The following is a 19,907-nucleotide window of genomic DNA, read 5'->3' as shown; positions in this document are numbered from 1 at the left end:
ATACAGCGGCGCACGCGCGGCGAGCCGCACCAGACAGAGCAGAGCGCGCGCAACGTCACGGCGACGCGCGCCGACGGAAAGAATTCAGGAATACATTAGCGAGAGCGTTATGCCCAAGCGGACAGACATCAAGAGCATCCTCATCATCGGCGCGGGTCCGATCATCATCGGCCAGGCGTGCGAGTTCGATTACTCGGGCGCGCAGGCATGCAAGGCGCTGCGTGAGGAAGGCTACAAGGTCATTCTCGTCAACAGCAATCCGGCGACGATCATGACCGACCCAAACACGGCCGACGTGACCTACATCGAGCCGATCACGTGGGAAGTGGTCGAGCGCATCATCGCAAAGGAGCGCCCCGACGCGATCCTGCCGACGATGGGCGGTCAGACCGCGCTGAACTGCGCGCTCGATCTGCACGCGCACGGCGTGTTGGAGAAGTACAAGGTCGAGCTGATCGGCGCATCGCCGGAAGCGATCGACAAAGCGGAAGACCGCCAGAAGTTCAAGGACGCGATGACCAAGATCGGCCTCGGTTCGGCCAAATCGGGCACCGCGCATTCCATGGAAGAAGCGCTTCAGGTGCAGGCCGAGATCGCCGCGCAAACGGGCAGCGGCGGCTATCCGGTGGTGATCCGTCCGTCGTTCACGCTGGGCGGTTCGGGCGGCGGCATCGCGTACAACCGCGACGAGTTCGAAGAGATCTGCAAGCGCGGTCTCGATCTGTCGCCCACGCGCGAGCTGCTAATCGAAGAGTCGCTGCTCGGCTGGAAAGAGTACGAGATGGAAGTGGTCCGCGACAAGAAGGACAACTGCATCATCGTTTGCTCGATCGAAAACCTGGACCCAATGGGCATCCACACCGGCGACTCGATCACCGTCGCGCCGGCGCAAACGCTCACCGACAAGGAATATCAGGTCCTGCGTAACGCATCGCTCGCGGTGCTGCGCGAGATCGGCGTCGATACCGGCGGTTCGAACGTGCAGTTCTCGATCAATCCGAAAGACGGCCGGATGATCGTGATCGAAATGAACCCGCGCGTGTCGCGCTCGTCGGCATTGGCGTCGAAGGCAACCGGTTTCCCGATCGCCAAGGTCGCTGCCAAGCTCGCCGTCGGCTATACGCTGGATGAGTTGAAGAACGAAATCACCGGCGGTCAAACGCCGGCATCGTTCGAACCGACCATCGACTACGTTGTCACCAAGATTCCGCGTTTCGCGTTCGAAAAATTCCGCGAAGCCGATTCGCGCCTGACCACACAGATGAAGTCGGTCGGCGAAGTGATGGCGATTGGCCGCACCTTCCAGGAGTCGTTCCAGAAGGCGCTGCGCGGTCTGGAAGTCGGCGTCGACGGTCTGGACGAAAAGACCGATAACCGCGACGAGATCATCCGCGAGATCGGCGAAGCCGGTCCGGATCGCATCTGGTACGTGGGCGACGCGTTCCGTGTCGGCATGACGGCCGAAGAGATTTTCGAAGAAACCTCGATCGACCCGTGGTTCCTCGCGCAGATCGAACAGATCATCCTGAAGGAAAAGGCGCTGGCAGGCCGCACGCTCGCGAGCCTCTCGAAGGAAGAGCTGAAGTATCTGAAGCAAAGCGGCTTCTCGGATCGCCGTCTCGCCAGGCTGCTCGGCGCGAAGCCGGCGGAAGTGCGTCAACGCCGTATCGAGTTGAACGTGCGCCCGGTGTACAAGCGCGTCGACACGTGCGCGGCCGAATTCGCCACGAAAACCGCCTACATGTACTCGACCTACGAGGACGAGTGCGAGGCGAACCCGACCAACAACAAGAAGATCATGGTGCTGGGCGGCGGCCCGAACCGGATCGGCCAGGGCATCGAGTTCGACTACTGCTGCGTGCACGCCGCGCTCGCCATGCGCGAAGACGGCTACGAAACGATCATGGTCAACTGCAACCCTGAAACCGTTTCGACCGACTACGATACGTCCGATCGTCTGTACTTCGAATCGCTGACGCTCGAAGACGTGCTCGAAATCGTCGACAAGGAAAAGCCGGTTGGCGTGATCGTGCAATACGGCGGCCAGACGCCGCTGAAGCTCGCGCTCGATCTCGAAGCGAACGGTGTGCCGATCGTCGGCACGTCGCCGGACATGATCGACGCCGCCGAAGACCGCGAGCGTTTCCAGAAGCTGCTGCAGGACCTCGGCCTGCGTCAGCCGCCGAACCGCACCGCGCGCGCCGAAGACGAAGCGCTCAAGCTCGCCGACGAAATCGGCTATCCGCTGGTGGTGCGTCCGTCGTATGTGCTCGGCGGCCGCGCGATGGAAATCGTCCACGAACCGCGCGACCTCGAGCGCTATATGCGCGAGGCCGTGAAGGTGTCGAACGATTCGCCGGTGCTGCTCGACCGCTTCCTGAACGACGCGATCGAATGCGACGTGGATTGCATCTCCGACGGCGAAGCCGTGTTCATCGGCGGCGTGATGGAACACATCGAACAGGCCGGTGTGCACTCGGGCGACTCGGCGTGCTCGCTGCCGCCGTATTCGCTGTCGAAGGAAACCGTGGCCGAGTTGAAGCGCCAGACCGGCGCGATGGCGAAAGCACTGAACGTGATCGGCCTGATGAACGTGCAGTTCGCGATTCAGCAGGTGCCGCAGGCAGACGGCTCGAAAGAAGACGTCATCTACGTGCTCGAAGTGAATCCGCGCGCTTCGCGCACGGTGCCGTACGTGTCGAAGGCAACGAGCCTGCCGCTCGCGAAGATCGCGGCGCGTGCGATGGTCGGTCAGACGCTCGCGCAGCAAGGCGTGACGAAGGAAATCGATCCGCCGTACTTCAGCGTGAAGGAAGCCGTGTTCCCGTTCGTCAAGTTCCCGGCAGTCGATCCGGTGCTCGGACCGGAAATGCGTTCGACCGGCGAAGTGATGGGCGTGGGCGAGACGTTCGGCGAAGCGCTGTTCAAGTCGCAACTCGCGGCGGGTTCGCGTCTGCCGGAGTCGGGCACGGTGCTGTTGACCGTGATGGACGCGGACAAGCCGAAGGCCGTCGAAGTCGCGCGCATGCTGCACGAACTCGGCTATCCGATCGTCGCGACCAAGGGCACGGCCGCCGCGATCGAAGCGGCCGGCGTGCCGGTGAAGGTCGTCAACAAGGTGAAGGACGGCCGTCCGCACATCGTCGACATGATCAAGAACGGCGAAATCGCGCTGGTCTTCACGACTGTCGACGAGACCCGTGCCGCGATCGCTGACTCGCGCTCGATCCGCATGAGCGCGCAGGCGAACAAGGTCACGTACTACACGACCATGTCGGGTGCGCGTGCTGCCGTCGAAGGTTTGCGCTATTTGAAGGACCTGGAAGTCTATGATTTACAAGGCCTCCACGCTCGCCTAAACTAAGGCTTCGAATACCTGTCCAAGATGTAAGTGCCGCGGTTAAGCGGCGTTCCGCAGGTGCTTGGCGCCGAGCTTTGCTCAGCGCTCTGGCCCCGGCGGAATGCACTTAACCGCGGTGATTTTTTTTACGGCTGTTTTTTGCATAGAGTTGTTTATGAGCACTGTTCCATTGACGAAGCGCGGCGCGGAAATGTTGCGCGATGAATTGCAGCGCCTGAAATCGGTTGAGCGTCCTTCGGTGATCAATTCGATCGCGGAAGCGCGTGCCCAGGGCGATCTGTCGGAAAACGCGGAATACGACGCGGCGAAGGAAAAGCAGGGCTTTATCGAAGGCCGGATTGCTGAAATCGAGTCAAAGCTGGCCGGCGCGCAGGTGATCGACCCGGCGGCGGTGGAAGCGGACGGTCGCGTGGTGTTCGGCGCGACGGTGGAACTGGAAGATCTGGACTCGGGTGCGTCCGTCAAATATCAGATCGTCGGCGACGACGAAGCGGACATCGACCATGGTTTGATCTCGATCAGTTCGCCGATCGCGCGCGCCCTGATCGGCAAGTCGGAAGGCGACGTTGCGTCGGTGCAGGCACCGGGCGGCGTGCGCGAATACGAAATCATCGCGGTTAGCTACGTTTGAAGGCGGTTCCGGTGTCCCAGATGCCGCATCGATTTTTCCGTTTGTTGACGGTGGTGTGGGTCGGTAGTCTGCTGACTATCGGCTATGCCGTCGCACCCGTGCTGTTCACTTCGCTCGACCGGATGACGGCGGGCGCGGTGGCGGCGCAACTGTTTCGCATTGAAGGCGTGCTGGGTGCGGTGTGCGGCATTTTGCTGCTCGGTCTCGCGAATGTGCTGGTTCGGCGCGGCAGCGATGCGTATCGCCGTTTGCGCTGGCTGATTGCCGGCATGCTGGTGTGCGTGCTGGTCGGTTACTTCGCCTTACAGCCGTTTATGAATGCAATGCGCATTGCCGCGCTAGAAGCGGGCAGCGATGTCGGACACTCGGTTTATGCGACGCGCTTCGGCATTCTGCACGGCGTCTCGAGTCTGTTCTATCTGATCGAAAGCCTGCTGGGCGTGGCGCTGGTGTGGAAACTGCCTGCCGGAGCAGGCATTGTGCCGGCGGAGCAGGGTGCTCGCGGCACGGCGGGGAAGGTCGCTGGCTGAGGCAATCCGCTGAAGCTGCTTTGCAGCGCCTGAGCGTGCAAGCTGACGCAGCGAGCTTGATAGGCAACGTTGGGCTTTCGGGTCTTGATCACGTAGCCCACGTCAAGGTGCGGACGCCGCCCGCACCTATCATCATTCGCTTATTTCGACGATTGATGCGAGCGCTTCGCGCTGGTCTGGCGCTTCTTGGCGCGCTTGATGTTGCCGCCTTGCGTCACGCGTTCATTGCCGCGTACCACGACCGCTTTGGCCTTGGGTTTGCGCATCGGGATTTCGCTGGGCTTCACGACCGTCACGACGCGTGGCGCGCGGCCTTTACCCGGTTTGGCTTCCACGGCGGCTTCGCGAGCGCTCGGCAACGCGCCGCGTTTGGTCTTCACCGCCGGCTGCGCGGTTTCCGGCTTCCAGATCACCAGCAGCTTGCCGATATGCTGGATCGGCGCGGCGTTCAGCTTGTCGCAGATTTCTTCATAGATTGCGATGCGCTCTTCGCGTTCGTCGCCGAACACGCGGATTTTGATGAGCTGATGAGCACCAAGGTGGACCTTGATCTCGGAGAGCACAGCGTCGGTCAAGCCTTCGGCGCCGACGAGCACGACCGGTTTGAGCGCATGTGCCTGGGAGCGCAACTCGGCGCGTTGGTCGGAAGAGACTTTGAGGGCGGGCATGGAAAGTGGGAGACTCGACTAAAATGGCGGCACCTGCATTTCCGAGAGATTCGGCCAATTGCGCAGGGCGGCGCGTCAGAACAACAGAATCGCGGATGACTGCCAGTTTTGGCGGTGTCCGCGCGAATTAACCGCGTATTATCCCCTAAAGCGTGTCATAACGCAGCAAGAGTTCAACGCTTAATGGCAAAAAACAAGTTCAACACGGCGTGGTTGCATGATCACATCAACGACCCGTACGTAAAAATGGCGCAGCGGGAGGGCTATCGTGCCCGTGCAGCCTACAAGCTCAAAGAAATCGACGAGCAGGACAAGCTGATCCGTCCGGGGCAGGTGATCGTCGACCTCGGCTCGGTGCCGGGCAGTTGGAGTCAGTACGCGCGTAACAAGCTCGCAAAGGGTTCGCAGCGCGACGCCGAGCGCGAAGGAGGCATTGACGGCACGATCATCGCGCTGGATATCCTCCCCATGGAGCCGATCGCCGACGTCACGTTCATTCAGGGCGACTTTCGTGAAGACACCGTGCTGGGCCAACTCGAAGAATTGGTCGGAGAACGCCAGGTTGATCTTGTAATTTCGGATATGGCGCCCAACCTGTCGGGAGTGGCGGTGGCGGATGCGGCGCGAATCGAGCATTTGTGCGATCTCGCGCTGGAATTCTCACAAAATCACCTGAAGTCGGATGGTGCCCTTTTAGTCAAATGCTTTCACGGCAGCGGTTACAGCCAGATTGTCGAAAAGTTCAAGCATCAGTTCAAGGTGGTGGCGGCCCGCAAGCCGAAAGCCTCGCGGGACAAGTCGTCAGAAACATTTATTTTGGGTAAGCATCTCAAGCGGCCCGCATAGGGGCGCTGCAGGACGGTTCCGTATCTGCCGATAATGCGATCACGGCCCCGGAAATGGGTGGAGCAATGGCCCGCTGCGCTATTTCTGTGGTAGTGAAACCTTATGGCAGGGGTCTGCGGACTGGATTAGAATGCTTTCGTGGTGCCGCAAGGCAAATGTAGGCGCCCGTCTAAGTGAAGGAGTGGTGCTTTGAACAACAATATGTTTTCGAAAGCAGCAGTGTGGCTGGTTATCGCACTGGTGCTGTTTACGGTGTTCAAGCAGTTCGACAAGCCCCGTGTCCAGGAAGGCGTTTCCTATTCGCAGTTCATGGACGACGCGAAGAACGGCAAAGTCAAGAACGTCATTGTCCAGGGGCGGAACCTCACGGTCACTCCAGCAGACGGCCAGAAGTACCAGATCGTGTCGCCCGGCGACATCTGGATGGTCGGCGATCTGATGAAGTATGGCGTTCAGGTGAGCGGCAAGGCTGATGACGAACCCAATGCGCTGGTGTCCGCGCTGTACTACCTCGGGCCGACGATCCTGATCATCGGTTTCTGGTTCTACATGATGCGACAGATGCAGGGGGGCGGGAAAGGTGGTGCGTTCTCGTTCGGTAAATCCCGTGCACGTCTGATCGACGAAAACAACAACGCAATCAATTTCACCGACGTCGCCGGTTGCGACGAAGCCAAGGAAGAAGTCTCCGAACTGGTCGACTTCCTGCGCGATCCGCAGAAATTCCAGAAGCTGGGCGGCCGCATTCCACGCGGCGTGCTGCTGGTCGGTCCGCCGGGAACCGGTAAGACGCTGCTCGCGCGTGCTATCGCGGGTGAAGCGAAAGTGCCGTTCTTCAGCATCTCGGGTTCGGACTTCGTGGAAATGTTCGTCGGTGTCGGCGCGGCGCGTGTGCGCGACATGTTCGAGCAGGCCAAGAAGCACGCACCGTGCATCGTGTTCATCGACGAAATCGACGCGGTCGGCCGTCACCGTGGCGCCGGCATGGGCGGCGGTAACGACGAACGCGAACAGACCTTGAACCAGATGCTGGTCGAGATGGACGGCTTCGAAGCGAACTCGGGCGTGATCGTGATCGCTGCAACGAACCGTTCGGACGTGCTCGACAAGGCGCTCTTGCGTCCGGGCCGTTTCGACCGCCAGGTGTATGTCGGTCTGCCGGATATTCGCGGCCGTGAGCACATCATGAAGGTTCACCTGCGCAAGGTGCCGATTTCGAACGACGTCGACGCAGCGGTGATCGCACGCGGCACGCCGGGCTTCTCGGGCGCCGACCTCGCGAACCTCGTGAACGAAGCGGCTTTGTTCGCGGCTCGCCGCGGCAAGCGCATCGTCGAAATGACGGACTTCGAAGACGCGAAGGACAAGATCTTCATGGGTCCGGAGCGCAAGTCGGCCGTGATCCGCGAAGAATCGAAGCGCGCCACGGCGTACCACGAGTCGGGCCATGCGGTGATCGCCAAGCTGTTGCCGAAGGCCGATCCGGTGCACAAGGTCACGATCATTCCGCGTGGCCGTGCGCTGGGCGTGACGTGGCAGTTGCCGGAGCATGACAACGAAACATATTCGAAGGACTACCTGCTGGATCGTCTCGCGATCCTGTTCGGTGGCCGCGTCGCGGAAGAGCTGTTCCTGAACCTGATCAGCACCGGCGCATCGGACGACTTCAACAAGGCGACGCAAACGGCGCGTGCCATGGTGGCTCGCTTCGGTATGACTGACGCACTCGGACCGATGGTCTACGTCGACGACGAAAACGACGCCACGCCGTTTGGCCGCGGTTTCACGCGCACCATTTCGGAAGCGACGCAACAGAAGGTCGACGCAGAAATTCGCCGCGTGCTGGATGAGCAATACAACCTCGCGAAGCGTCTGCTGGACGAGAACCGCGACAAGGTCGAAGCGATGACCGCCGCACTGATGGAGTGGGAAACGATCGACGCCGATCAGATCAACGACATCATGGCAGGCCGTCCGCCGCGTTCGCCGAAGAGCTCGCCGCCGTCGGCAAGCGACGCCTCGTCGGGCGGCAGCCCGGGCACCGAGGTCAAGCCGGGCAGCGCGACCGCGCCGGCCTGATAGGCGACCAGTAGAAAGTGCGGGCCGGTGTGTTTCACACCGGCCCGTTTTGCATTTATCCGTTTTGCGTGAAGCACCACCACGTGTCGAAAGTCGAATTCCCTTCTTTGCCTATTCCCGAGCCGCTGCAATGCGGCCGCTTCAAGCTGACCTTTGAACGCCCGTTGGTCATGGGCATTCTGAACGTCACGCCCGATTCTTTTTCCGACGGCGGCAAGTACGCGATGCGCGGCGATGCGTTGCGCCAGGCCGAGCGCATGATGCTCGACGGCGCGGACATCATCGATATCGGCGGCGAATCGACGCGTCCCGGCGCGCCCCCGGTGCCGCTCGACGAAGAGCTGGAGCGGGTGATCCCGCTCGTCGAGCAACTGCGCGGCGCGAATGTACCGTTGTCGATCGACACCTACAAGCCCGAAGTGATGCGCCACACGTTGGCTGCTGGGGCGGATCTGATCAACGACATCTGGGGCTTCCGGATGCCCGGCGCAATCGACGCGGTGCGCGACAGTGAATGCGGCCTGTGCGTCATGCACATGCTTGGCGAGCCGCAGACCATGCAGCTCGGCGAGCCCGTCTATGATGATGTAGTGAGCGAGGTTCGGGATTTTCTCGAGGAGCGTGTCGAGGCGCTGAAGCGGGCGGGCATCGCGCGTGCTCGTATCAGCGTGGACCCAGGTTTCGGCTTCGGCAAAGCCGTAGTCGAGCATAATTACGCGCTGCTTGCACACTTGCCGGAAACGGCGCCGCGAGCGGAGCCGCCGTACCCGATTCTTGCCGGCATGTCGCGCAAGTCGATGGTCGGCGCGGTAGTTGGACGCCCGGCGCCGGACCGCGTCGCGGGCAGTATTGCGGCGGCGGTGTGCGCCGCTGAACGGGGCGCTGCGATTCTGCGCGTGCACGACGTCGCGCAAACAGTAGATGCATTGAAAGTATGGGCAGCCATGCGCGACGCGGCGAAGCACAGCCGCGCGCGCGGTTGAACCCACAGCCAAGGAGGAAGATAAAACATGGCACGTCGTTATTTCGGAACGGACGGCATTCGGGGCAAAGTCGGCGAAGGACCTATCACGCCGGAGTTTGTATTGCGGCTCGGCTACGCGGCCGGCAAGGTATTGGCAGGCGCGGACCGCTGGGCGAGGACAGGCACGCGGCCAACTGTGTTGATCGGTAAAGACACGCGGGTGTCGGGCTACATGCTCGAAGCCGCGCTCGAATCGGGTTTTTCCGCGGCCGGTGTGGATGTGATGCTGGCCGGCCCGATGCCGACCCCCGGCATCGCCTATCTGACTCGCGCGTTGCGGCTCGCTGCGGGCGTGGTCATCAGCGCATCGCACAACCCGTACTACGACAACGGCATCAAATTTTTCTCCGCCGACGGCAACAAGCTGCCGGACGAAGTGGAAGCGCTGATCGAAGAGCAACTCGATTTGCCGCTCGCCTGTGCCGCATCCGAGCAACTCGGCAAGGCGCGGCGTCTCGACGACGCGGCGGGCCGCTACATCGAGTTCTGCAAGAGCACGTTTCCCGCTGCGTTCGATCTGCGCGGTCTGAAACTGGTGGTCGACTGCGCGCATGGCGCCGCGTATGACGTCGCGCCGCATGTGTTCCACGAACTCGGCGCCGAAGTGATTCCGATCGGCGTCGCGCCGAACGGCTTCAACATCAACGACGGTGTCGGCGCGACCGCACCGGATGCGCTGGTGCGCGCTGTGCGCGCGAATCATGCAGACCTGGGCATTGCGCTCGATGGCGACGCTGACCGTCTGCAGGTGGTCGATTCGGCAGGGCGCCTCTATAACGGCGACGAACTGCTGTACGTCCTGGTCAAGGATCGTGTTGCGACCGACGGCAAGGTGGAAGGCGCGGTCGGCACCTTGATGACGAATATGGCGGTGGAAGTGGCGCTGCAGGAAGCCGGCGTGAAGTTCGTCCGCGCGGCGGTCGGCGACCGCTACGTGCTCGAGCAGTTGCGCGAACACGGCTGGCAACTCGGCGCCGAAGGCTCCGGCCATATTCTTTCACTCGACCGCCATTCCACGGGCGACGGCATCGTGTCCGCGTTGCTGGTGCTCGCGGCCATGAAACGCAGCGAAAAATCGCTCGCCGACCTGCTCGACGGCGTCACGCTGTTCCCGCAGAAGCTGATCAACGTGCGCATGAAGCCCGACGCGGACTGGAAGAGCAGCGACGTGATCCGCCGTGCCATCGCCAAGGCCGAGAGCGCGCTGAACGGCCGCGGCCGCGTGCTGATCCGCGCGTCCGGCACGGAGCCGGTGCTGCGCGTGATGGTCGAAGCGGAGAATGTCGCCGACGCGCTTCATCATGCGGAGTCGATTGCCGACGCGGTGAAAGAGGCTACGGCGTAAGCCACGTGCTTTAGCGGCACAGCGCGGCGGGGCGATGTTGCCATCGCCTCGCCGCGCTGTGCCGCCCATTCGCAACCCGCCACCGGCAACCCGCCACCAAACCCCCACCGCCACCCCCGTCTCCACCAACCCTCTCCCACCCGCGGCCCATTGCCGCACCACCCGGCCTCACTCATCTTCCCCCGAACACGCACCCGCAAACGTTCGCGCCCCATCTTTTTCGCCTAATCTGTAGAGCGACGCCCCGATCGTCGCGAAACCGGCAATTTCTCCGTTCAAGCGCCTTTCAGGCCTGTAATCTCACTGTCACATCCGTTTCACGGTCAGTCACGTTACTGTCACAAAGAGACCCTAAGCTTCGCGGTGTTCGTCTTACACGCTCACACCGCTCACACCTTTGGAGGTCTCATGAAATTGATGCAAACCGTGTTCGCTGGCGTCGCTGGCGCGCTTTTCGCGATCGCAGCGCAAGCCGCAGACATCACCGGCGCGGGCAGCACCTTCGCAGCACCGATTTACACGAAGTGGGCCGACTCGTATCAGAAGTCCGGCGGCGGCAAGGTTAACTATCAGGGCATCGGTTCGTCGGGCGGCGTGAAGCAGATCGTCGCGAAGACCGTCGACTTCGCCGGTTCGGACGCTCCGTTGAAGGACGACGAACTCGCCAAAGAAGGCCTGTTCCAGTTCCCGACGGTGGTCGGCGGCGTGGTGCCGGTCGTCAACGTGCCGGGCGTGAAGCCGGCTGAACTGACGCTGTCGGGCGAAGTGCTCGGCGACATCTATCTGGGCAAGATCAAGAAGTGGAACGATCCGGCGATCGTTGCGCTGAACCCGAAGGTCAAGCTGCCGGATACCGACATCGCCGTGGTTCGCCGCGCCGATGGTTCGGGCACCAGCTTCATCTGGACGAACTATCTGTCGAAGGTCAACGCAGACTGGAAGTCGAAGGTCGGTGAAGGTTCGACGGTCAACTGGCCGACGGGCACGGGCGGCAAGGGCAACGACGGCGTCGCGGCCTTCGTGCAACGTCTGCCGGGCGCAATCGGCTACGTGGAATGGGCGTACGCGAAGCAGAACCACATGACGTATGTGGCGTTGAAGAATTCGTCGGGCGCAGTGGTCGAGCCGAAGACGGACACCTTCAAGGCAGCGGCAGCAGGCGCGGACTGGTCGAAGTCGTTCTACCAGATCCTGACGAACGAGCCGGGTAAGAACGCATGGCCGATCGTCGGCGCGACGTTCGTGCTGGTTCACACGACGCAGGACAAGGCGCCGCAAGGCACCGAAACGCTGAAGTTCTTCGACTGGGCATTCAAGAACGGCACGCAAGCCGCAAACGATCTGGACTACATCTCGTTGCCGGATTCGGTCGTGTCGGAAATCCGCACGCAGTGGAAGTCGAAGGTGAAGGACGCTTCGGGCAAGGCTATCGCCGAGTAAAAGAGGCAATGAGCACAGCGCTCAGCATCCGTAGTACGTAACACGTTGGCCGTCCTCATGCGAGGACGGCCAATGGCTTTAACCACCGGCACTACCGGCCGCACGACACGTGTCATACGGCAACTGGAAACAGGTCCATCAGGCTCTCATGTCCGATATCCAATTAGCGTCCGGCGCGAGCAGGTCGACCCCGCCCGGCAGCGCTTCGCAGCAGAAAGCGCCTAGCCGCGCCGGCGACGTGATCTTCGGCGGTCTCACGCGCCTCGCCGCCATCATCACCTTGTTGCTGCTCGGCGGCATCATCGTTTCGCTGATCGTCGCGTCCTTGCCGTCGATCAAGCAATTCGGCCTCAGCTTCCTGTGGACCGCCGACTGGGATCCACCCAGCAAGCAATTCGGCGCTCTGGTGCCGATCTACGGCACGATCGCCACGTCGATCATTGCACTCATCATCGCGGTGCCCGTCAGCTTCGGCATCGCGCTTTTCCTGACTGAACTCGCGCCCGCGTGGCTGCGCCGCCCGCTCGGCATCGCGATCGAACTGCTCGCCGCGATTCCGTCGATCGTGTACGGCATGTGGGGTCTGCTGGTGTTCGCGCCGATCTTCGCGACGTGGTTCGAAAAGCCGCTCGGCGCAGTGCTCGGCGGCATTCCGGTGGTTGGGGCGTTGTTTCAGGGCGCGCCGATCGGCATCGGCATCCTGTGCGCGGGTGTGATTCTCGCGATCATGATCATCCCGTACATCGCCTCGGTGATGCGCGACGTGTTCGAAGTCACGCCGGTCTTGCTGAAGGAATCGGCGTACGGCATCGGCTGCACGACGTGGGAAGTGATGTGGAAGATCGTGCTGCCCTTCACCAAGAGCGGCGTGATCGGCGGCGTGATGCTGGGTCTGGGCCGCGCGCTCGGCGAGACCATGGCTGTCACGTTCGTGATCGGCAACACCAATCTGCTCGACAACGTGTCGCTGTTTTCGCCGGGCAACAGCATTACGTCGGCGCTCGCCAACGAATTCGCCGAAGCGGATCCGGGTCTGCATACGTCGGCGTTGATGGAACTCGGCCTCATTCTGTTCGTGATTACTTTCATCGTGCTGGCGATCTCCAAGGTCATGCTGCTTCGCCTCGAAAAAGGGGAGGGCGCGAAATGAGCCAGCCCACTTTGAATATGCCGGGTTCGAACGACGCGGTCGCGCTCGAAGCGATGCGCGTGCGTCTGCAAGGCCGCCGCCGCATGAAGAACGCCGTTGCGCTGACCATGTCGCTCGCCGCGATGGCGTTCGGCCTGATCTGGTTGATCTGGATTCTGTACACGACCTTGCGCCTCGGTATCGGTGGCTTGTCGGTCGAGTTGTTCACGCAATCGACGCCGCCGCCGAACACCGACGGCGGCGGTCTCGCCAATGCGATCGTCGGCAGCCTGATGCTGGTCGGGCTCGCGACTTTCGTCGGCACGCCGATCGGTATTCTGGCGGGCGTCTATCTTGCCGAATACGGTCAGAAGGGCTGGCTCGCGAGTTTCACGCGCTTCATCAACGACATTCTGTTGTCGGCGCCCTCGATCGTGGTGGGTCTGTTCGTCTACGCGCTGGTCGTCGCGAAGATGGGCCACTTCAGCGGCTGGGCCGGCGTATTCGCGCTCGCCTTGCTGCAGATTCCGATCGTGATCCGCACCACGGAAAACATGCTGAAACTGGTGCCGAACGCACTGCGTGAAGCGGCTTTCGCACTCGGCACGCCGAAGTGGAAGATGGTGCTGTCGATCACGCTGAAGGCGTCGATCGCGGGTATCGTCACCGGCGTGTTGCTCGGCGTGGCGCGTATCGCAGGAGAAACCGCGCCGCTGCTCTTCACGGCGCTGTCGAATCAGTTCTTCTCGATGGACATGGGCCAGCCGGTCGCGAACCTGCCGGTCACGATCTACAAGTTTGCGATGAGCCCGTTCGCGCAGTGGCAATCGCTCGCGTGGGCCGGCGTCTTCCTGATCACGCTCGCGGTGCTGGGACTGAACATCCTCGCGCGCACGATCTTCTCGAACAAGTAAGGGCGGAGTGTAATCCGATGAATATGGCAGAAACTCAACTCAATCCGATCGCGCGTCCCACTGCGCCCGCCGGTTTCGATCCCGCCCAGAGTGGCCAGTCGCAGGCGTCGTCGCGCCCGAAGATCGAGATCAACGACCTGAACTTCTTCTACGGCAAGTATCACGCGCTGAAGAACATCAATCTGCAGATTCCCGAAGGCAAGGTGACCGCGTTCATCGGCCCGTCGGGCTGCGGCAAGTCCACGCTGCTGCGTACGCTGAACAAGATGTACGCGCTCTATCCGGAACAGCGCGCCGAAGGCGAGATCCTGATGGACGGCGAAAACCTGCTGACCTCCAAGCGCGATATCTCGCTCTTGCGCGCGCGGATCGGCATGGTGTTTCAGAAGCCGACGCCGTTTCCGATGTCGATCTACGACAACATCGCGTTCGGCGTGAAGATGTTCGAAACGCTGCCGCGCTCGGAAATGGACGACCGCGTGGAATGGGCGCTGACCAAGGCCGCGCTGTGGAACGAAGTGAAGGACAAGCTCGGCCAGAGCGGCTACGGTCTGTCGGGCGGCCAGCAGCAGCGTCTGTGCATTGCGCGCGGTATCGCGATTCGTCCGGAAGTGCTCCTGCTCGACGAGCCGTGCTCGGCGCTGGACCCGATTTCGACGGGCCGTATCGAAGAGTTGATCGCCGAACTGAAGAGCGATTACACGGTGGTGATCGTCACGCACAACATGCAACAGGCGGCTCGCTGTTCGGACTACACTGCCTACATGTACCTCGGCGAGTTGATCGAATTCGGCGATACCGAAAAGATCTTCATCAAGCCGGTCCGCAAGGAAACCGAGGATTACATCACTGGCCGCTTCGGTTAAAACGCCGAGCAAAACAAGGGAGTACGACATGTCCGACAAACACCTGTCCAGCCAGTTCGACGCCGACCTGAATCTGGTTTCCTCCAAGGTGCTCGAAATGGGCGGCCTGGTCGAATCGCAGATCGTCAAGGCCATGCAGGCGCTCAACGAATTCGATCTCGACATCGCCGAACAGGTGATCGCCGCGGAAGAGCGCCTGAACAAGATGGAAGTGGAAATCGACGAAGAGTGCAGCAACATCATCGCGCGCCGTCAGCCGGCCGCGCGTGACCTGCGCCTGCTGATCGCGATTTCGAAGACCATCACGAATCTCGAGCGCGCCGGCGACGAAGCCGAAAAAATCGCCAAGCGCACCAAGCGGTTGATGGAAGACGGCGCCTCGCGCACCATCAATATCGCCGAGATCAAGTTGTCGGGTGAAATGGCGGTGTCGATTCTGCGCCGCGCGCTCGACGCGTTCGCGCGCCTCGACACGGTCGCCGCCGCGCAGATCGTGCGCGACGACAAAGCGATCGACGAAGAATTCCGCGCTTTCGTGCGCAAGCTGATTTCGTACATGACGGAAGATCCGCGTTCGATCTCGGTGGGCCTCGACTTCCTCTTCATCGCCAAGGCGATCGAGCGGATCGGCGACCACGCGAAGAACATCGCCGAATTCATCATCTACATCGTCAAGGGCACGGACGTGCGGCACAAGTCGCGCGACGCGCTCGAACGCGAAGCACTCAGTTAATCCAGATATAAGGACCAGAGGTGCCGATGCCCAGCAGCATTCTCGTCATTGAAGATGAGCCCGCCATTTCCGAACTGATTTCGGTCAATCTTCAACACGCCGGTCACTGCCCGATTCGCGCGTACAACGCGGAACAGGCGCAGAACCTGATCAGCGACGTACTGCCCGACCTCGTCCTGCTCGACTGGATGTTGCCGGGAAAATCGGGCATCGCGTTCGCTCGCGATCTGCGCAACAACGAGCGCACGAAGCATATTCCGATCATCATGCTGACCGCGCGTGGCGATGAGCAGGACAAAGTGCTCGGCCTCGAAATCGGCGCCGACGACTACGTCACCAAGCCGTTCTCGCCGAAAGAACTGATGGCGCGCATCAAGGCGGTGTTGCGCCGCCGTGCGCCGCAGTTGACCGAAGACGTGGTCGCGATCAACGGCCTCAAGCTCGATCCGGCAACCCACCGCGTGGCCGCGCATGCCGAAGGCAGCGAGATCAAGCTCGATCTCGGCCCGACGGAATTCCGTCTGCTGCACTTCTTCATGACGCACCCGGAGCGCGTGCACAGCCGCACGCAACTGCTCGATCAGGTGTGGGGCGACCACGTGTTCGTCGAAGAGCGCACGGTGGACGTGCATATCAAGCGTCTGCGCGCGGCGCTCAAGCCTGCTGGATGCGATGCTATGATTGAGACAGTGCGCGGCAGCGGCTACCGGCTTGCGAAGAGCGCCTGACGCTCGCTCAGCAGTGGCGCTGTTCGAGCCCGCTTCGGATACGTCATCTTCGCAACGATAGGCGCCGCGGTTCCCATCACGGCGCATAGGCCTTTCTCTTCGATCGCTAGACCATGAACATCATCTGGGCGCGCTCCATCGTGTCGGTCGTGCTGCTGGCTGTTCTGTGCGTGGTGGTCGGCGCACTCGTGAACGTCAAGGCAGCGCTCGTCCTCGCGATTGTCATGCTGCTCGCGCAGAGCCTTTTCAGCACCTTTCATAAACAGCGTCTGTGGCGTTTGCTCGACGCGCCGGTTTACGGCGAAGTGCCGAGCGCCCCCGGCATCTGGGGCGAAATCTACTACCGTCTGCACAAGCTCGCGAAGCGCTGGCACGCCCAGGTGCGCCAGGTCGAGCAGCAGCATTCGCGCTTCATCCAGGCGATCCAGGCCTCGCCGAACGGCGTGGCGATGCTCGACGATCACGATCAGATCGAGTGGTGCAACGCGATCTCCGAACTCCATTTCGGCCTGGATGCGAAGCGCGATCTGCGCCAGCACATCACGCATCTGGTACGTCAGCCGGACTTCGTTCGCTATCTGAATTCGTCCCGCTACGAAGAAATGCTGATCATGCGCGGCATGGGCGACAAGCGCCAGAACGTGCTGTCGGTGCAGGTGTTTCCGTACGGCGAGAATCGCAAGCTGGTGCTCTCGCAAGACATTACCGAACTCGAGCGGACCGACGCCATGCGGCGCGACTTCGTGGCCAATGTTTCGCATGAACTGAAGACGCCGCTCACGGTGCTCTCGGGTTTTCTGGAAACCATGCGCGAGTTGCCGTTGAGCGAAGGCGAGCGTTCGCGCTATCTCGAACTGATGGAGCAGCAGGCTTCGCGCATGCGCCATATCGTCAGCGATCTGCTGGTGCTCGCCAAACTCGAAGGCGACAACAAGCCGCCGAGCGATCAGATGATCGATATGCGCGCGGTGTTGCGGCATCTGCGCGACGACGCGGAAAACCTGTCGAGCGATCATCACAAGATCGTGTTCGATGCCGACGAAGGGCTCACCGTCACCGGCGTCGAAACGGAAATTCTCAGTGCGTTCGGCAATCTCGTCACGAACGCGATCCGTTACACGCCGGACGGCGGTGCGATCAAGGTGGCTTGGCACGCGCAAGGCGGCAATGCGGTGTTTTCCGTGACGGACAGCGGACTCGGCATTCCCTCTGCGGACATTCCGCGGTTGACCGAGCGTTTCTATCGCGTCGATCGCAGCCGTTCACGCGACACCGGCGGTACGGGCCTCGGCCTCGCGATCGTCAAGCACGTGCTGCAACGTCACGATGCGCAGCTTGATGTGAAAAGTGAAGAGGGACGTGGCAGCACGTTCACCGTGCGCTTCCCGGTGTATCGCACGGCGCGCCGGCAACCTGCGCCGGCTTGAACGTAAATGCATCGACCTGAAAAAAAGCCCGCATGTTGCGGGCTTTTTTTCGCGTGTCTGTCGCTAGCTCGCCGAAGCGAGTGCAATCTCTAACGTTACGAACAGAATTTCCCCAGCAGGCTCATCTGCGCGTTGCGCGAGGACTTGCCCGGCCGGCGGCGCCGATAATGCCCGTCGCTTTGCATGAGCCAGGCGGACTGATTGTCGCCGAGAAATGCCGACAGACCTTCGGCGATCACGCGCCGCTTCAAACGGCGATTGTTGACCGGGAACGCCACTTCCACGCGCCGGAAGAAATTGCGGTCCATCCAGTCGGCACTCGACAGGTAGACCTGCTCCTTGCCGCCGTCGTAGAAGTAGAAAATGCGATGGTGTTCGAGAAAGCGCCCGACGATCGAGCGCACGGTGATGTTCTCCGAAAGCCCCGCCACACCCGGCTGCAACGAACACACGCCACGCACGATCAGATCGATCTTCACGCCGGCCTTCGCGGCTTCATACAACTCGGCGATCACCGTGGGTTCGAGCAGCGCGTTCATCTTCGCGACGATGCGTGCTTTCTTGCCGGCGCGAGCATGCTCGGCTTCGGCGCGAATCGCTTCGACCAGTTTCGGATGCAGCGTGAACGGCGATTGCCACAACTCGTGCAGCTTCAGTTCGCCGCCAATGCCGGTCAGCTGCTGGAACACGTGATGCACGTCTTCGCAGATTTTCTGATCGGCGGTCATCAGGCCGAAGTCGGTGTAAAGGCGTGCCGTGCGCGGATGGTAGTTGCCGGTGCCGAGGTGCACATAGCGCTTGAGCGTGGCCTTGCCGCCCACCGACACGCGCCGCACGATCAGCATCATCTTCGCGTGGCACTTGTGGCCCACCACGCCGTACACCACGTGCGCGCCGACCGCTTCGAGCTGCGAGGCCCAATTGATGTTGGTTTCTTCGTCGAAGCGCGCGAGCAATTCGACCACCACCGTGACTTCTTTACCGTTGCGCGCGGCTTGCATCAGCGCGTCCATCAGCGGCGAATCGGTGCCGGTGCGATAGATGGTCTGCTTGATCGCGACCACGTTCGGATCTTTGGCCGCCTGCAGCAACAGTTCGAGCACCGGCTGAAAACTCTCATACGGATGGTGCAGCAGCACGTCGCCCTGATCGATCACGTCGAACATGTTGGCGCTGTTGGCGATCTGCGGCGGAATCGCGGGAATGTGCGGCACGAACTTCAGATCGGGGCGGTCCACCATCTCCGGCAATTGCATCAGCCGCACGAGATTGACGGGGCCGTCGGCGTAATAGCAATCCTTGTTGGACAGGCCGCTTTCGTCGAGCAGGCGCCGCACGACATGCGTGGGCGTTTCCGCCGACACTTCGAGCCGCACCGCGTTGCCCAGATGCCGCGCCGGCAATTCGCCCTGCAACGCGACACGCAGGTTGGTGATTTCATCTTCGTCGACGAACAGTTCGCTGTTGCGCGTGATGCGAAACTGATTGCAACTGCGCACTACGAGGTTCGGAAACAGCTCGCCGACAAAGCGTTGCAATAGCGAGCTCAGCAGCACGAAGCCATGCGGATAGCCCGACAGGTCTTGCGGCATGCGCACGAGCCGCGGCAACGCGCGTGGCGCCTGCACGATGCCCATCATCGCCTGACGGCCGAACGCGTCCTTGCCTTCCAGTTCGACGACGAAGTTCAGGCTCTTGTTGAGCACGCGTGGAAACGGGTGCGCCGGATCGAGTCCGATCGGCGTGAGCACGGGCAAAAGTTCGTCGAAGAAGTAGTTGCGCGCCCATTCGGTCTGCGCTTCGTTCCACGCTTCCGTGCCGTGAAAATAGATGCCTTCTGTTTCGAGCGCGGTGAGCACCGTGTCGTGCAACATGGTGTATTGACGATGTACGAGCTTCTGCGCGCGTTCGACCACGAGGTCGTACACGTGCTGCAGCGACATGCCGTCCGGCGACAGTGCGCCGGGGTTGTCGCGCATCTGTTCCTGCAGTCCGGCCATGCGGACTTCGAAGAATTCGTCGAGATTGCTACTGGTGATGCAGATGAAACGCAGGCGTTCGAGCAAAGGGACGGCTGGGTCGGCAGCTTGTGCCAACACACGCTCGTTGAAACCCAGAATGCCCAGCTCGCGGTTCAATAAGGGGTAGCGGATGGACATCGGCAGCGAGAATGGAATGTCAGGAAG

At 61.6% G+C, this 19,907-nt stretch carries 16 protein-coding genes; 14 read left to right on the top strand and 2 right to left on the bottom strand.

Going from position 1 to position 19,907, the window contains the following annotated elements:
• Nucleotides 1-109 precede the first annotated feature (109 nt).
• The 3 genes from carB (at nt 110) to ACQKRQ_RS19045 (ending at nt 4,522) form a co-directional block, all read left to right on the top strand.
• The gene (gene carB / locus ACQKRQ_RS19055; RefSeq protein ID WP_427478747.1) at nt 110-3,364 is read left to right on the top strand and encodes a carbamoyl-phosphate synthase large subunit; all 3,255 of its coding nucleotides are present in this window, start codon (nt 110-112) and stop codon (nt 3,362-3,364) included.
• Nucleotides 3,365-3,515: 151 nt separating this feature from the next.
• On the top strand, nt 3,516-3,992 hold the full coding sequence (gene greA, locus ACQKRQ_RS19050) for a transcription elongation factor GreA (protein WP_012433846.1): 477 nt from the start codon (nt 3,516-3,518) through the stop codon (nt 3,990-3,992).
• Between the two features lie 20 nt (nt 3,993-4,012).
• Nucleotides 4,013-4,522 (top strand): DUF4149 domain-containing protein, encoded by a 510-nt coding sequence (locus ACQKRQ_RS19045; RefSeq protein ID WP_132373610.1) that lies wholly within the window; start codon nt 4,013-4,015, stop codon nt 4,520-4,522.
• Nucleotides 4,523-4,662: 140 nt separating this feature from the next.
• Here ACQKRQ_RS19045 and ACQKRQ_RS19040 read toward each other — a convergent pair whose 3' ends face one another.
• Nucleotides 4,663-5,190 (bottom strand): YhbY family RNA-binding protein, encoded by a 528-nt coding sequence (locus ACQKRQ_RS19040; protein ID WP_408181735.1) that lies wholly within the window; start codon nt 5,188-5,190, stop codon nt 4,663-4,665.
• 183 nt (nt 5,191-5,373) lie between these two features.
• Between ACQKRQ_RS19040 and ACQKRQ_RS19035 the strand changes: the two genes are divergently transcribed.
• The 11 genes from ACQKRQ_RS19035 (at nt 5,374) to phoR (ending at nt 17,721) form a co-directional block, all read left to right on the top strand.
• The gene (locus ACQKRQ_RS19035) at nt 5,374-6,036 is read left to right on the top strand and encodes an RlmE family RNA methyltransferase (RefSeq protein WP_132373611.1); all 663 of its coding nucleotides are present in this window, start codon (nt 5,374-5,376) and stop codon (nt 6,034-6,036) included.
• 189 nt (nt 6,037-6,225) lie between these two features.
• Nucleotides 6,226-8,115, top strand: coding sequence for an ATP-dependent zinc metalloprotease FtsH (ftsH, locus tag ACQKRQ_RS19030; RefSeq protein WP_006051983.1), 1,890 nt, complete (start codon nt 6,226-6,228; stop codon nt 8,113-8,115).
• 170 nt (nt 8,116-8,285) lie between these two features.
• Nucleotides 8,286-9,098 (top strand): dihydropteroate synthase, encoded by an 813-nt coding sequence (gene folP / locus ACQKRQ_RS19025; RefSeq protein WP_427479262.1) that lies wholly within the window; start codon nt 8,286-8,288, stop codon nt 9,096-9,098.
• Nucleotides 9,099-9,125: 27 nt separating this feature from the next.
• Nucleotides 9,126-10,484 carry a phosphoglucosamine mutase gene (gene glmM, locus ACQKRQ_RS19020; protein ID WP_408181736.1) on the top strand — a complete coding sequence of 453 codons (1,359 nt, stop codon included), beginning with the start codon at nt 9,126-9,128 and terminating at the stop codon, nt 10,482-10,484.
• Nucleotides 10,485-10,892: 408 nt separating this feature from the next.
• Nucleotides 10,893-11,924, top strand: a complete 1,032-nt coding sequence (gene pstS, locus ACQKRQ_RS19015; RefSeq protein WP_132373614.1) for a phosphate ABC transporter substrate-binding protein PstS — start codon at nt 10,893-10,895, stop codon at nt 11,922-11,924.
• Nucleotides 11,925-12,072: 148 nt separating this feature from the next.
• Nucleotides 12,073-13,074 (top strand): phosphate ABC transporter permease PstC, encoded by a 1,002-nt coding sequence (pstC, locus tag ACQKRQ_RS19010; protein WP_132373615.1) that lies wholly within the window; start codon nt 12,073-12,075, stop codon nt 13,072-13,074.
• Nucleotides 13,071-13,967, top strand: a complete 897-nt coding sequence (gene pstA, locus ACQKRQ_RS19005; protein ID WP_132373616.1) for a phosphate ABC transporter permease PstA — start codon at nt 13,071-13,073, stop codon at nt 13,965-13,967. The genes pstC and pstA overlap by 4 nt, the downstream gene beginning before the upstream one ends.
• Before the next feature lie 17 nt (nt 13,968-13,984).
• Nucleotides 13,985-14,833, top strand: a complete 849-nt coding sequence (gene pstB, locus ACQKRQ_RS19000; RefSeq protein WP_132373617.1) for a phosphate ABC transporter ATP-binding protein PstB — start codon at nt 13,985-13,987, stop codon at nt 14,831-14,833.
• 28 nt (nt 14,834-14,861) lie between these two features.
• Nucleotides 14,862-15,566 carry a phosphate signaling complex protein PhoU gene (gene phoU / locus ACQKRQ_RS18995; RefSeq protein WP_091792610.1) on the top strand — a complete coding sequence of 235 codons (705 nt, stop codon included), beginning with the start codon at nt 14,862-14,864 and terminating at the stop codon, nt 15,564-15,566.
• Between the two features lie 26 nt (nt 15,567-15,592).
• Complete coding sequence (gene phoB, locus ACQKRQ_RS18990) at nt 15,593-16,294, top strand: phosphate regulon transcriptional regulator PhoB (RefSeq protein WP_006051991.1); 702 nt, start codon at nt 15,593-15,595, stop codon at nt 16,292-16,294.
• A gap of 113 nt (nt 16,295-16,407) precedes the next feature.
• Nucleotides 16,408-17,721, top strand: a complete 1,314-nt coding sequence (phoR, locus tag ACQKRQ_RS18985; RefSeq protein WP_132373618.1) for a phosphate regulon sensor histidine kinase PhoR — start codon at nt 16,408-16,410, stop codon at nt 17,719-17,721.
• Nucleotides 17,722-17,816: 95 nt separating this feature from the next.
• Here the strand turns inward: phoR and ppk1 are convergent, their stop codons facing one another.
• Nucleotides 17,817-19,880 (bottom strand): polyphosphate kinase 1, encoded by a 2,064-nt coding sequence (ppk1, locus tag ACQKRQ_RS18980; RefSeq protein WP_132373619.1) that lies wholly within the window; start codon nt 19,878-19,880, stop codon nt 17,817-17,819.
• Nucleotides 19,881-19,907 lie beyond the last annotated feature (27 nt).

Origin of the sequence: Paraburkholderia sp. NPDC080076, assembly GCF_050281145.1 — a bacterium.
Classification (GTDB): Bacteria; Pseudomonadota; Gammaproteobacteria; order Burkholderiales; family Burkholderiaceae; genus Paraburkholderia.
This window is presented reverse-complemented; position numbering and strand designations above follow the sequence as displayed.